14 protein-coding genes and 1 riboswitch are annotated in these 12771 nt (G+C 57.0%); of the genes, 11 read left to right on the forward strand and 3 right to left on the reverse strand.

The window, feature by feature from the left end:
- Positions 1 to 25: 25 nt before the first annotated feature.
- From miaB to trmB, 8 genes are all read left to right on the forward strand, one after another.
- On the forward strand, positions 26 to 1357 hold the full coding sequence (miaB, locus tag ABLN87_RS16780) for a tRNA (N6-isopentenyl adenosine(37)-C2)-methylthiotransferase MiaB (protein WP_353012256.1): 1332 nt from the start codon (positions 26 to 28) through the stop codon (positions 1355 to 1357).
- Positions 1358 to 1529: 172 nt separating this feature from the next.
- Positions 1530 to 2294: an outer membrane protein gene (locus tag ABLN87_RS16785; RefSeq protein ID WP_353012259.1), complete on the forward strand. Its 765-nt coding sequence runs from the start codon at positions 1530 to 1532 to the stop codon at positions 2292 to 2294.
- A 135-nt stretch (positions 2295 to 2429) separates the two neighbouring features.
- A complete protein-coding gene (locus tag ABLN87_RS16790; protein WP_353012261.1) occupies positions 2430 to 3452 on the forward strand; it encodes a PhoH family protein in 1023 nt (340 codons plus the stop codon).
- 35 nt (positions 3453 to 3487) lie between these two features.
- Positions 3488 to 3982 carry an rRNA maturation RNase YbeY gene (gene ybeY / locus ABLN87_RS16795; protein WP_353012263.1) on the forward strand — a complete coding sequence of 165 codons (495 nt, stop codon included), beginning with the start codon at positions 3488 to 3490 and terminating at the stop codon, positions 3980 to 3982.
- A 36-nt stretch (positions 3983 to 4018) separates the two neighbouring features.
- On the forward strand, positions 4019 to 4906 hold the full coding sequence (locus ABLN87_RS16800; protein WP_353012266.1) for a hemolysin family protein: 888 nt from the start codon (positions 4019 to 4021) through the stop codon (positions 4904 to 4906).
- Positions 4903 to 6420: an apolipoprotein N-acyltransferase gene (gene lnt, locus ABLN87_RS16805; protein WP_353012269.1), complete on the forward strand. Its 1518-nt coding sequence runs from the start codon at positions 4903 to 4905 to the stop codon at positions 6418 to 6420. Before ABLN87_RS16800 ends, lnt begins: the two co-directional genes overlap by 4 nt.
- 21 nt (positions 6421 to 6441) lie before the next feature.
- Positions 6442 to 6490, forward strand: a riboswitch (SAM-SAH riboswitch).
- A gap of 5 nt (positions 6491 to 6495) precedes the next feature.
- Positions 6496 to 7677 carry a methionine adenosyltransferase gene (gene metK / locus ABLN87_RS16810; protein ID WP_353012270.1) on the forward strand — a complete coding sequence of 394 codons (1182 nt, stop codon included), beginning with the start codon at positions 6496 to 6498 and terminating at the stop codon, positions 7675 to 7677.
- Between the two features lie 129 nt (positions 7678 to 7806).
- Complete coding sequence (trmB, locus tag ABLN87_RS16815; RefSeq protein WP_353012272.1) at positions 7807 to 8517, forward strand: tRNA (guanine(46)-N(7))-methyltransferase TrmB; 711 nt, start codon at positions 7807 to 7809, stop codon at positions 8515 to 8517.
- Here the strand turns inward: trmB and ABLN87_RS16820 are convergent.
- Positions 8514 to 9317 (reverse strand): hypothetical protein, encoded by an 804-nt coding sequence (locus ABLN87_RS16820; RefSeq protein WP_353012274.1) that lies wholly within the window; start codon positions 9315 to 9317, stop codon positions 8514 to 8516. The two genes, trmB and ABLN87_RS16820, sit on opposite strands and share 4 nt — an antisense overlap.
- A gap of 184 nt (positions 9318 to 9501) precedes the next feature.
- On the opposite strand from ABLN87_RS16820, the gene aroA reads away from it, so the two are divergent.
- Complete coding sequence (gene aroA, locus ABLN87_RS16825) at positions 9502 to 10854, forward strand: 3-phosphoshikimate 1-carboxyvinyltransferase (protein WP_353012277.1); 1353 nt, start codon at positions 9502 to 9504, stop codon at positions 10852 to 10854.
- 8 nt (positions 10855 to 10862) lie between these two features.
- Positions 10863 to 11486 carry a (d)CMP kinase gene (cmk, locus tag ABLN87_RS16830; protein ID WP_353012279.1) on the forward strand — a complete coding sequence of 208 codons (624 nt, stop codon included), beginning with the start codon at positions 10863 to 10865 and terminating at the stop codon, positions 11484 to 11486.
- A 23-nt stretch (positions 11487 to 11509) separates the two neighbouring features.
- Here cmk and ABLN87_RS16835 read toward each other — a convergent pair whose 3' ends face one another.
- Positions 11510 to 11986 (reverse strand): YHS domain-containing (seleno)protein, encoded by a 477-nt coding sequence (locus ABLN87_RS16835; protein ID WP_353012282.1) that lies wholly within the window; start codon positions 11984 to 11986, stop codon positions 11510 to 11512.
- Positions 11983 to 12156 (reverse strand): hypothetical protein, encoded by a 174-nt coding sequence (locus tag ABLN87_RS16840; RefSeq protein WP_353012285.1) that lies wholly within the window; start codon positions 12154 to 12156, stop codon positions 11983 to 11985. Before ABLN87_RS16840 ends, ABLN87_RS16835 begins: the two co-directional genes overlap by 4 nt.
- 48 nt (positions 12157 to 12204) lie before the next feature.
- On the opposite strand from ABLN87_RS16840, the gene ABLN87_RS16845 reads away from it, so the two are divergent.
- Positions 12205 to 12741: a hypothetical protein gene (locus ABLN87_RS16845; protein WP_353012287.1), complete on the forward strand. Its 537-nt coding sequence runs from the start codon at positions 12205 to 12207 to the stop codon at positions 12739 to 12741.
- Positions 12742 to 12771 lie beyond the last annotated feature (30 nt).

Here is a 12771-nt window from a genome sequence, read left to right on the forward strand (position 1 = left end):
TCCAGCGAATGCAAAGGCCCGCCCCATGTCCGAATCTAAGAAGCTGTTTATCAAGACCTATGGCTGTCAGATGAATGTCTATGACAGTGAACGTATGGCCGAAGCACTGGGCGGGCAGGGGTATGTCGAAACCCAGTCAGCCGATGATGCGGATATGATACTGCTGAACACTTGTCACATCCGGGAAAAGGCGGCCGAGAAGGTTTATTCAGAACTCGGGCGGTTCAAGGGGTTGAAGGCCGAGAAACCTGATCTGAAGATCGGCGTTGCAGGATGTGTGGCGCAGGCCGAGGGCGAGGAAATCATGCGCCGCCAGCCGTTGGTCGATCTGGTGGTTGGCCCGCAAAGCTATCACCGCCTGCCCGAGATGGAGGCCAAGACGCGTACCGGGGCGAAGGCGCTGGACACGGATTTCCCCGAAGAGGACAAGTTCGAGAAACTGAAGAACCGCCCCAAGGCCAAGCGTGGCCCGACGGCGTTTCTGACCGTGCAGGAAGGCTGCGACAAGTTCTGCGCCTTCTGCGTCGTGCCCTATACACGCGGGGCCGAGGTCAGCCGCCCGGCGGATCGCATCATCCGCGAAGCACAGGATCTGGTTGATCGTGGCGTGCGCGAGATCACCCTGTTGGGTCAGAACGTCAATGCCTATCACGGCGCGGGTCCGAACGGAGACATAACCTTGGCCTCCCTGATCTGGGAATTGAACAAGGTTGACGGGCTGGAACGCATCCGGTTCACCACATCGCACCCCAATGACATGGCTGATGACCTGATCGAGGCGCATGGCACATGTGACAAACTGATGCCGTATTTGCACTTGCCCGTGCAGTCCGGCTCGGACCGGATTCTCAAGCGGATGAACCGCAGCCACACTGCTGAAAGCTATCTACGGCTGATCGAACGTATTCGCGCCGCGCGTCCGGACATCGTGATGTCCGGCGATTTCATCGTCGGTTTCCCTGAAGAGACCGAGGAAGATTTTCAGGCGACGATGGATTTGGTCGAGCAGGTCAAATACGGATATGCTTATTCGTTCAAATATTCGACCCGTCCGGGCACACCGGCAGCTGAACGAGCGCAGGTTGATCCGGACGCTGCTGATGATCGCCTGCAGCGGCTGCAAGCCCTGATCACCCGGCATCAGCGCGAGATACAGGATTCGATGGTGGGCCGCACAGTACGCGTTCTGTTCGAAAAAACCGGTCGTCTCGAAGGGCAAATGGTTGGTAAATCCGAATATCTGCATTCGGTCCACGTTAAGGCCCGCGGGATTGAAGTTGGTGATCTGCGAGAGGTTCGCATCACTGATTCGGGTGCAAATTCTCTGGCAGGAGAACTGCTCTCGTTTGGCGATTGATCGCGGATACGGTACCGGTTCGGGGCTTTGTTTCCAAAATTTACCCTTGATTTATGGCTTCGAACTATGTTCGGACCAATGCTAACCATGTGTTCGGCGTATATCTGAGCATCTGAAAAGCCGTATATTGCGCTACCCTGAAAACGTGGTCGGCGTGTGATGGAGGGTACGAGTGGAAGTTATTCGGGGATTGAAACGGTTGAACCTTTGGCGCGCAGCGTGGGTTGTCTGTGTCTCAACGCTTTTTGCCGGCACTACGCTGGCAGCTGAGTTGAAAGGTGAGGTGACGGAGCCCGATGTGATTAGCGCAGAGCGTTTCAGCCGCGATGTCAGCGCCTTTTATCTTGGGTTCGGTGCCGGCTATGGCGCAAACGGCAGCGATCGTTTTGGTCTTAGAACCCCCACCGGTGTGTTCGATATTGGGGATCAGGATGTCCGCGGTGGCTATTTCAGTATGCGGGGGGGCTGGCGTGGTGTCGTTCCTACCAGCCTTGGCCGCGACTATGTCTATGGGATCGAACTGGGGTATGACGTCGGCAACCTAAGCGATACGGTCTCGACCCAGATCGGTGGCGACACGGTTACGGGCAGAACCGAAATTTCCGACATGTTCCATGTGCAACTGCGCAACGGCCTGACAAACCGCAGCGGTCGGGTGCTGTACTTTGTCAGCGTAGGATATATCTGGGGTCAGGTTGATACGACCAGCAGCATCTCCTCGACCTTCTCCAGCCAGCTGTTCGAAGAATCGGATCGGCGTGGCGGGTACACCGCCAGCATTGGGGCTGAGCATAAATTGAACGATAACTGGTCGATCACCGGCGAGTATCAATATGTTCAGTTCGAATCCAAGACCGTCGAATTTGGTTCAGGCTTTTCAACTAAGTCGACACCAGGATATCGCGGCCTCAGATTTGGTTTGAACTACACGTTCTGACGCACAGTTTCTGGCGACTGAAAGCAGGTTGGCTGGCGGTTTTGTCGACCTCAGCGGAAATTTTAAAACTGTGGCTTGCACCTACCAAGAAATCTTGTCTACGCTCGGGGTGCAATGCCAAGACAGGAGAACGGATTGGCCACCGGTGCCCTAACCCCACCGCCAAATGAAATGCCCGCGCGCGAGGCGTTTGTAGAATTTCCAGACAACCGATTGCTGATCGATCTTTGCGGCGAATATGACCGCAATCTGACTGAGATTGAACAGAAGCTGTCCGTGCAGATTGTGCGCCGCGGCAATCAACTAGTTGTCATGGGCGACGAGGATTCCCAGAAAAACGCGATTGAGGTGCTTCAGGCACTCTATACGCGTTTGGAAGGGGGTCGCGACGTCGAAGCTGCGGATGTGGACCGTGAACTGCGCATGGGCAATGCTGAGCAGGATACCGGTAGCCGCGATGGTGATCAGCTAGAGATGTTCAAAGGCGGTTCGGTCGAGATCAAGACCCGCAAAAAGCTGGTTGAACCGCGCACCGATGCGCAAAAGGCTTACGTGCAGTCGCTGTTCAACAATGAACTGGCCTTTGGAATCGGCCCAGCGGGCACAGGAAAGACCTATCTGGCCGTAGCCGTTGGCGTGTCGATGTTTATCGGCGGCCATGTGGACCGGATCATCCTCAGCCGACCAGCCGTTGAGGCGGGTGAAAAGCTGGGTTACCTGCCGGGTGATATGAAGGATAAGGTCGATCCTTACATGCAGCCGCTGTATGATGCGCTGAATGATTTCCTGCCGGGCAAACAACTGGCGAAACTGATCGAGGAAAAGCGAATCGAAATCGCGCCGCTGGCCTTTATGCGGGGGCGGACACTGGCAAATGCCTTCGTTGTGTTGGATGAGGCACAGAATGCCACGACCATGCAGATGAAGATGTTCCTGACACGTCTGGGCGAAGGCAGCCGCATGGTCATCACTGGCGACCGGTCGCAGGTTGACCTGCCGCGTGGGGTCCAGTCGGGGCTTGCAGATGCTGAACGTTTGCTAAAGACGATCCCGAATATCAGCTTCAACTACTTCACGTCCAAGGATGTTGTACGCCATCCGCTTGTCGCCGCGATCATCGAAGCATATGAGGCTGATGCGGGCCGTGAGACCGGTTAGAACCAGGGCCCCGAAACGGGCCTTGGACTGGTGAAATGAACCTTGAACTAACGATCGAAGACACGCGCTGGCAAGATCTGGAACCTCTTGCCACGAAAGCCATTGCTGAGGTGCTGCGCTTTCGGGGCCTCGATCCCGAGATATGCGAAGTTAGCCTGTTAGGTTGCGATGATACCCGCATCGCCGAACTGAACGCTGAGTTTCGCGGCAAACCTGCCCCTACCAATGTGCTGAGCTGGCCTGCTGAGGACCTGTCCTCGGAGACGGCAGGTGCTTCGCCTGATCTTCCACAACCGGATTTCACGGGTGAAATTGCCCTGGGTGATGTTGCGATTTCGTACGATACATGTGCTCGCGAAGCAGCCGATGCGGGCAAGCCGATGGCAGATCATGTGACGCATTTGATCGTTCACGGTACGCTGCATTTGTTGGGCTATGATCACATTCGTGACCCCGATGCCACCCTTATGGAGGTTGTTGAGGTCGAGATACTTGGCAAAATGGGTATCAATAACCCATATAATGAATGAAGCGGGTACATTCACCCGGACTATTGGAACAGGATAATGGGCGACACAGACGGCAGTTCTAGGGCGGCGCATGGCGCGCAACCACAGGACAGCAGCATTGAAATCGAAGAGAAGGGCAGCTTCTTTTCAAGGATATTTGACGCATTTTCTGGTCAGAATGATGATCAGAAAGAGGTGGTGAACGGACAAGAGACTATGGCCGCTCAACCCCGTGGAATGATCAATCTGCGCCGGATGCGGGTCGAAGATGTAGCGATCCCAACGGCCGAGATCATTTCGGTTCCTTCAACCATCACCAAAGATGAGTTGGCGCAGGTGTTTCGTGACAGCGGCTTGTCGCGTATCCCGGTCTATGAAGGCACTCTGGATACGCCTCTCGGTTTCGTTCACCTCAAGGATTTCGCACTGACCCACGGGTTCAATGGCGGTTCGACTGAATTCGATCTGGTTTCGATGCTGCGTACATTACTGTTTGTGCCGCCATCGATGCCGATCGGTGTTCTCATGACAAAGATGCAGACAGAGCGTCGTCATATGGCATTGGTGATCGATGAGTATGGTGGCGTTGACGGCTTGCTGACCATCGAGGACCTGATCGAACAGGTCGTCGGTGAAATCGCCGATGAACATGACGCCGACGAAGATCAGCTCTGGTTCCAGGAAAAACCCGGCTGTTACGTTGTGCAGGCCCGTGTGCCTTTGGAAGATTTTGAGGCTGAAATCGGATGTTCTCTGACCAGTCACGAGGATGTGGATGAAGAAGAGATCGACACGTTGGGAGGTCTGGTCTTCATGCTGTCGGGTCGTGTTCCCGCGCGGGGTGAGGTTGTGCTGCATCCAGAAGGTCCCGAGTTTGAAGTGATCGATGCCGATCCGCGCCGCATCAAGCGCTTGCGTGTCATGTTGCCGGAACTGACTGCATGACCCTTGTCCGGGGCTGGCCATTCAGCCTGAGGATCATATTCGCGGTAGCATTGGGCGCACTGGGCGCATTTGGTCTAGCTCCATTTGGGTATTGGGGCGCGACGGTTGTCGCTTTGGTTCTGATTGCGCCGCTTTTTCTGGCCTCCGAGACTGCTTGGCGTGCCGGAATTTTGGGCTGGGCCTTTGCAACCGGCTATTTCGCCCATGCGCTGGGCTGGATTATTGAGCCATTTCAAGTGGATCCCGAACGCCACGCCTGGATGGCGCCCTTTGCTTTGGTGTTTATGGCAGGCGGGCTTGCGTTGTTCTGGGCTGCGGCGTTTTGGGCCGCCCATCGTATGCGCGGCACACTCATGCAGAGGGCCGTTCTGCTGGCTTTGACTTTGTCGCTTGCTGAGTTCGCGCGCGGCTATGTAATGACCGGGTTTCCATGGGCCGGCGTTGCACAGGTCTGGGTCGATACACCTGTGGCGCAGCTTTTGTCTCTGATCGGGCCGTATGGTTTGGGTGCGCTGACTCTGTTGGTGACGTTTCCCATGGGTGCCGCGTTTGCGCGCACCGAGGGCTTTGTCGCCCCGAGTATTCTTGCCATCGCCAGCGCGGCCTTCGCGTTTGTTTATGCAGGTCTCAGGCCCGCCGCGGAGCAGACCGATAATATCGTAAGACTGGTGCAACCCAACGCACCGCAGCACCAGAAATGGGACCCGGACTACGCATCGCTGTTCTTCGGGCGGCAGATCGAATTTACCGCCGCTGCTCCACAGCCTGATCTCATTGTCTGGCCAGAAACCGCAGTGCCAGCCTGGTTAAGCCGTGCTGGCCCTTGGTTGGAAACGATTGCCAGTGCAGCGCAGGGCACGCCTGTTGTGTTCGGCATCCAGCGCGCGGATGGGTTGAAGATTTTCAACTCGCTGATCTTTCTGGATGAAACCGGTGCCCAACGGGGATTGTACGACAAACACCACCTTGCCCCGTTTGGGGAATACGTCCCGTTTGGCGATTTGCTCGGGCGTTTTGGCATTCATGGCCTGGCTGCCACGACCGGCCACGGGTTCAGTGCGGGGCCCGGTCCATCGCTGTTGGAGGCCGGAAAGCTCGGCCGCGCTTTACCGTTGATTTGTTACGAGGCCGTGTTTCCACAAGATGTCAACGGCGCACCGGATCGGGCAGATTTTATTCTGCAGATCACCAATGATGCGTGGTTTGGCACCCGCTCGGGCCCCTATCAGCATCTGGCGCAGGCCCGCATGCGGGCCATTGAGCAGGGCTTGCCGCTGATGCGATCCGCCAATACCGGTGTTTCTGCAATGATCGACCCGCTGGGTCAGATCACAGATTCATTGCCTTTGGGAGAAGCGGGATTCGTGGATGCCATACTGCCTGCGCCGCACGCACCGACGGTCTATTCGCGATTTGGGGACAACCCGGTTCTGATCCTTTTATTGTTCCTGTTTGTCGGGTCTTGCTTCACGGCCTACCGAGGCCGTTCAGAATTACCGATTGACCCCGTTTAACAACGCGCGTATCCCCTCAAAAGCCTGTCACAACGGCTTCCTGGCGTGGCAGAGAAATCTTAATGGAGCAATTTTATGTCCAGACAGAACTATACTTTCACTTCGGAATCAGTTTCCGAAGGGCACCCGGATAAGGTTTGCGATCGTATCTCGGATGCCGTCCTTGACGCATTTCTGAATGAAGAACCCGAAGCGCGCGTGGCGTGCGAAACCTTTGCGACCACCGATCGAGTCGTCATCGGTGGTGAAGTAGGTCTGTCTGATCAGGAAAAGCTGCACGACTACATGGGCCGCATCGATCAGATTGCGCGCGCCTGTATCAAGGATATCGGCTACGAGCAGGACAAGTTTCATCACGAAACAGTCGAGGTGACGAACCTGCTGCACGAACAATCCGCCCATATTGCTCAGGGCGTGGATGCTTCGGGCGACAAGGATGAGGGCGCGGGCGATCAGGGTATCATGTTCGGTTATGCCACGACCGAAACCCCCGCGCTGATGCCTGCGCCAATCCAGTATTCGCACGCGATCCTGCGGCGTCTGGCCGAGGTGCGCAAGAACGGGGCTGAGCCTGCATTGGGCCCGGACGCAAAATCGCAGCTGTCGGTTGTGTATCGCGATGGCAAGCCCGTTGGTGTCAGTTCGATCGTACTGTCGACCCAGCATCTCGATGAAGCGCTGAGCTCCGATGACATCCGCGCCATCGTCGAGCCCTATATCACCGAAACTCTGCCTGATGGTTGGCTGTCGGCTGAGACCGAGTGGCACGTAAACCCGACCGGCAAATTCGTCATTGGTGGCCCCGATGGGGATGCTGGTCTCACTGGTCGTAAGATCATAGTGGATACCTATGGCGGTGCTGCGCCCCATGGTGGTGGTGCATTCTCGGGCAAAGATCCAACCAAGGTGGACCGTTCAGCCGCCTATGCTGCGCGCTATCTGGCCAAGAACGTGGTCGCTGCCGGTATGGCCGAACGCTGCACCATCCAGCTGAGCTATGCGATTGGCGTCTCCAAACCGCTGTCGATCTATGCAGACACCCATGGAACCGGCCAGATTGCGGATGCTCAGATTGAAAAGGCGGTTGGCCAAGTCATGGATTTGACCCCACGCGGCATTCGCGAACATCTGCAGCTGAACAAGCCGATTTACCAGCGCACTGCTGCTTACGGCCATTTTGGTCGCGAACCGGATGCGGATGGCGGTTTTAGCTGGGAACGCGCTGATCTAGCTGACGCTTTGAAAAAGGCGATCTGACGATCTTGATCCAAAGGTGCGCCCTTACGGGCGCGCTCTATCGATTGAAAATCCAACAAGGGGCATGGGTGAGCAAACCGAAGCACGTGCCCCTTGCTCCGGTGCTGACTGCACAGTATGGGCACGGCCATGAGCACCCAGACACCCCAACGCCCCCGTAGAAACTTTTATGGTCGCTTCAAGGGCAAGACCCTGAAGCAAAGCCAGAAGACGTATCTGAACGAAGACCTTGATGCGTTGTCGCCGGGGGATGTGGGCTGGAATACAAACCCGGAACGTAAGCCGTTGGACTTGAATGCCCTGTTCGGGGGCAAGGATGTCTGGCTTGAGGTCGGCTTTGGCGGTGGCGAGCATCTGGTGCATCAGGCCGCATCCAACCCTGACATCGGGATCATTGGAGCTGAGCCTTACATCAACGGCGTTGCAATGTTGCTGGGGAAAATCCGAAAGGCAGGCGTTGAAAATCTGGCCGTTCATCCCGGCGATGCGCGCGACCTGTTTGATGTGTTACCCGTGGCCAGCATCTCGCGCGCTTTCCTGCTTTACCCTGATCCATGGCCCAAGACACGGCATCATCGCCGTCGCTTTGTTACGCCCGAGCATCTCGAACCTCTAGCGCGGGCGCTCAAGCCGGGGTCGATCTTTCGGGTCGCGACTGACATCCCCGACTATGTGCGTCAAACTCTGGAAGAGGTTCCGCGCGCTGGCTTCGAATGGCTGGCGGAACGGCCCGCGGATTGGCGCGAGCCATGGTCTGATTGGATTTCAACCCGATATGAGCAAAAGGCCCTGCGCGAAGGCAGGACCCCGCACTATCTAACATTCCGTCGGTTGGGCTAGGTGTCGTTCAGCTTCGGGAAGGTACGTCCCTTGGCGAACCATGCGACCCCAAAGGCCCACAGCGCTATGGCTTCAACAAAGAAGGTCAGGTTCAGGCTGTTCCACCAGTCAACGAAGTCTGTTCCAAACTTGTCTTTGACATAGAGCGCTGCGACGCAGGCCAGAATAGTGATCCCGCAGATTGTGTACAGCCGGTTCCGCTTGCGCTTGCTTTCGATCAGAACACCGTTTTTTTCATGCCGTTCCGGGACCACACGCTTGAGTACGATCAGGCAGTATAGGCCAAGATAAATAAACAAGATGCCAGCCGCGATCAGATGCCAGTTGCTGGCGCTACTGAACAGGTTGAAAAACCCTTGATACGGTGCCTCTGCAACTGTGATCGGCGGGCCGCTGGTCACTTCAACAAAGACGCGGGACAGAAAAGTTTCCCGATCCTCGCACCCGATGCCCAATGTTGGTATTGAGGCGACGATGAATGCGCCAGCACCTGCAACGCTGCTCAGCGTGTCTTCGAAAAACGTATCTCCGGTATAGGCGATCAGAAAGCCGCCAATGAAATACAGCAGCCCAACGAAGACCGTGCCAAGAAACTGTGCATAGTAGAAATGGCTGATGCTGTCGCGGAAACAGCTTCCGCCGAAGTTGGACCCGGCTGCCAGAATTATGGGCAGCCCAAAGGCGACCAATCCGACCAGAAACGCCAGCCTTTGTACCAGTTTGCTTTCTGTGCGCGTGGGATCAGCAGGGTGGAAAAGCTGAGTTGGCCCACGCTCCAACATGTTTGGTGCTCTGTTCATACTAAAATCCTGAGCTTTGATAGATAAAGTAAATCACTTAAGATGAATGGCTTCAGTATACCTCAAATCAGGTGTTTTGCACAGAATCGAAGGAACAAGCCTGCAACCTGGGGCTTTGGCGCTGGACCCTGCGCGCCCAATTCGCTAATCGGCCTGAGGATTGATAGCGAAAACAGGAGCTCCCATGTCCGGACACGGCACGCCCATCCCGATGACCTCGCATCCCTGCGGCCCGCTGCAAGGCACGGCCGAGGTTCCCGGCGACAAGTCGATCTCGCATCGGTCTTTGATCCTGGGTGCGATGGCTGTGGGCGAGACGCGGATCACCGGCCTGCTGGAAGGTGAGGATGTTCTGGACACCGCCAAGGCGATGCGCGCCTTTGGGGCCGAGGTAACAGACCACGGTGGCGGCGAATGGTCGGTTCATGGGGTTGGCGTAGGTGGCTTTGCAGAACCCGATCAGGTGATCGATTGCGGCAACTCGGGCACCGGTGTGCGGCTGATCATGGGCGCCATGGCAACCTGTCCGATCTCCGCCACGTTCACAGGGGATGCGAGCCTGAACAAACGCCCAATGGCGCGAGTTACTGATCCGCTTGCCTTGTTTGGCACGCAATCTGTGGGCCGTTCGGGTGGGCGCTTGCCGATGACAATTGTGGGCGCGGCTGAGCCTGTTCCGGTGCGCTACGAAGTGCCGGTCCCTTCGGCGCAGGTCAAATCGGCTGTGCTGCTGGCCGGGTTGAATGCGCCCGGCAAAACTGTGGTGATTGAGAAAGAACCCACCCGCGACCACTCCGAACGGATGCTGGCGGGTTTCGGGGCCGAAATCACAGTTGAGGATACGGATGAGGGGCGGGTGATCACTCTGACCGGTCGCCCCGAGCTGAAACCGCAGGTCATTGCCGTGCCGCGCGACCCGTCCAGCGCGGCTTTCCCGGTTTGTGCGGCGCTGATCACGCCCGGCTCGGATGTACTGGTGCCTGGTATTGGTTTGAACCCAACCCGTGCGGGTCTGTTCACCACGCTGCGCGAGATGGGGGCTGATCTGACTTATGAGAACGAGCGCGAAGAAGGCGGCGAGCCCGTTGCCGACCTGCGCGCGAAATATTCGCCCAACATGACCGGGATCGAGGTGCCACCGGAACGCGCCGCCTCGATGATCGATGAATATCCGGTTCTGTCCGTCGTGGCCGCCAATGCGACCGGCACCACGATGATGGGCGGCGTGAAAGAGCTGCGCGTGAAGGAAAGCGACCGGATCGACGCAATGGCCCGCGGCTTGCGCGCGAATGGCGTCACTGTGGAAGACGGCGATGATTGGTGGTCGGTTGAAGGGTTGGGCATCGGTAACGTGCCCGGTGGCAAAACCTGCGAGAGCTTTCTGGATCACCGCATAGCGATGTCCTTTATGATCCTCGGAATGGGTGCTAAGACCCCTGTGACAGTTGATGACGCCAGCCCAATCGCAACCTCTTTCCCGATATTCGAACCTCTGATGGCCGGCCTTGGGGCGCGACTTGTCAGAAATAACCAGTGAGCCGGGCGATGACCTACAGCTTCACTGTCGCGATTGATGGCCCGGCAGCAGCAGGAAAGGGCACCATCTCAAAGGCCGCTGCGGCGCACTTTGGGTTTGCGCATTTGGATACGGGACTGCTCTACCGCGCGGTCGGGCGGCGGACTTTGCTGGGTGTGGATCCGGTGGAAGCCGCACAGACATTGACGGCCGAGGATTTAGATCAGTGCGAGCTGCGCACGGCTGAGATAGCGCAGGCAGCGTCAAAAGTCGCTGTGATCCCTGAAGTGCGCGCCGCACTTGTCGATTTTCAACGCGCTTTTGCCCGGCGGGCAGGCGGGGCGGTCCTGGATGGGCGGGACGTTGGGACTGTGATTTGCCCGCATGCCGAGGTGAAACTGTTCGTCACCGCAAGTGCTGAGGTTCGGGCCGAGCGTCGGTTTCTTGAGCTGCAAGCCAAAGGCTCTGACCTGACGCGTGATCAGGTTCTGGCGGATGTGAAAGAACGCGATGCGCGAGACGCAGAGCGCAGTACAGCGCCGATGAAACCAGCCGAAGATGCCGTGATGTTGGATACTACAGATCTGAGCATCGAGGCCGCTTTGAACCAAGCCTTGGCCGCGGTCAACGCGAAACTGCCCGCAGCTGACTAAAGCCGCGGGCAGCAAGGTGCAGTTTACAGATCGCCAACTGCGATGCTTTGAATGTTGGCCCACTGATCGTCCGCCGTTTTTGCGGTGCCAGCAACATCCTTCAAAAAGGCGGCGCGGGTATCAGCATTCAAGAACAGGTACAGCTTGCCATCGGCAATCAGGTATTGATCCGGATCGCCATCGAACTTCTTGCCGACCGATACGCCAAACGAACAGAAACCGCCGTGTTGAGGCAGATACGCCGTCGGGTTCGCCTCGAATGCTTCGAGGTTTGCGGCGGTGGTAAAATAGTATGATGCGCCATCATAGGTTGCTGTATGGGTCGCGAAGCCTTCGACGGGGTTGCCGTTATTGACCAGCGCGACCAGATCAACGCCGTGGGCAGCCAGCGGCGCACCTGCGGCTGAGATGCCGTTCGAGACGTTGATTTCATCCGCGGCAAAGGCCGGTGTGGTCAGGGCAACGGCAGCCGCGAGGGCGGTCAAAAATTGAGTTTTCATTGTGCGTTTCCTTGTTGCTTTGGGTTCAGGTCGATCACTGTGGTGACCGATGAAACATAGCTAGGCGAGGGTGGTCGGACGTTTAATCGCAGATAGGTCGCGAATACTTGCAGATCGTACAACTTGTCGGATTGCAGGCTTGAGCTGTTCACCAAGCTTTGTTTGGTCATGCGAAACATCTGGCCATATGTTCACTCTATGCCAGCAGGAGAGACGCCATGATCCGACTAGCCCTGATTTTCTTCCTCGCCGCCGGAAGCCTGATGGCGCAGGAGGCGCAGCCCGAGCAGCCAGATGTCGAACCTGCGATGACATATGAGCGTCTGGGCAAGATCCTCTTTGCTCTCGACCCCGAGGCCCAGCCGTTTGGATCGGGATTTCAGCTGACGATATCAGAACAGACAGTGCTGGTTGTCACCGATACGACATTGGATCGGATGCGGGCTTTGGTTGCGATTGGCAGCGCCGAAGATTTGTCGCCCGCAGACCTGCAGCGCATGATGCAGGCAAACTTCGACAGCACGTTGGATGCCCGCTACGCCATTGCCAACGGCACACTCTGGGCGGCGTTCATCCATCCCTTGTCCCGGTTGGACAAGGATCAGTTGATTTCAGGTCTGGCCCAGACTGTGAACATCGCAATCACCTACGGCACTCTGTACACAGGTGGTGCGGCCGAGTTCGGTGGCGGCGACAGTCATGACTTGCAGCGCGAGTTGCTTGAAGAGCTGTTGAAGAAGGGCGAAGAAATCTGAAGGCAATTGGCGATCCCCCATCCTCTTTGA

The sequence above is a fragment of the Ruegeria sp. SCP10 genome (assembly GCF_040329495.1).
Classification (GTDB): Bacteria; Pseudomonadota; Alphaproteobacteria; order Rhodobacterales; family Rhodobacteraceae; genus Ruegeria.

Excerpts from the sequence above, each read along its gene's own strand:
- miaB (WP_353012256.1), top strand. The coding sequence starts at position 26 with ATGTCCGAATCTAAGAAGCTGTTTATCAAGACCTATGGCTGTCAGATG.
- ybeY (WP_353012263.1), top strand. The coding sequence starts at position 3,488 with ATGAACCTTGAACTAACGATCGAAGACACGCGCTGGCAAGATCTGGAA.
- ABLN87_RS16800 (WP_353012266.1), top strand. The coding sequence starts at position 4,019 with ATGGGCGACACAGACGGCAGTTCTAGGGCGGCGCATGGCGCGCAACCA.
- lnt (WP_353012269.1), top strand. The coding sequence starts at position 4,903 with ATGACCCTTGTCCGGGGCTGGCCATTCAGCCTGAGGATCATATTCGCG.
- metK (WP_353012270.1), top strand. The coding sequence starts at position 6,496 with ATGTCCAGACAGAACTATACTTTCACTTCGGAATCAGTTTCCGAAGGG.
- trmB (WP_353012272.1), top strand. The coding sequence starts at position 7,807 with ATGAGCACCCAGACACCCCAACGCCCCCGTAGAAACTTTTATGGTCGC.
- ABLN87_RS16820 (WP_353012274.1), bottom strand. The coding sequence starts at position 9,317 with ATGAACAGAGCACCAAACATGTTGGAGCGTGGGCCAACTCAGCTTTTC.
- aroA (WP_353012277.1), top strand. The coding sequence starts at position 9,502 with ATGTCCGGACACGGCACGCCCATCCCGATGACCTCGCATCCCTGCGGC.
- cmk (WP_353012279.1), top strand. The coding sequence starts at position 10,863 with ATGACCTACAGCTTCACTGTCGCGATTGATGGCCCGGCAGCAGCAGGA.
- ABLN87_RS16835 (WP_353012282.1), bottom strand. The coding sequence starts at position 11,986 with ATGAAAACTCAATTTTTGACCGCCCTCGCGGCTGCCGTTGCCCTGACC.
- ABLN87_RS16840 (WP_353012285.1), bottom strand. The coding sequence starts at position 12,156 with ATGACCAAACAAAGCTTGGTGAACAGCTCAAGCCTGCAATCCGACAAG.
- ABLN87_RS16845 (WP_353012287.1), top strand. The coding sequence starts at position 12,205 with ATGATCCGACTAGCCCTGATTTTCTTCCTCGCCGCCGGAAGCCTGATG.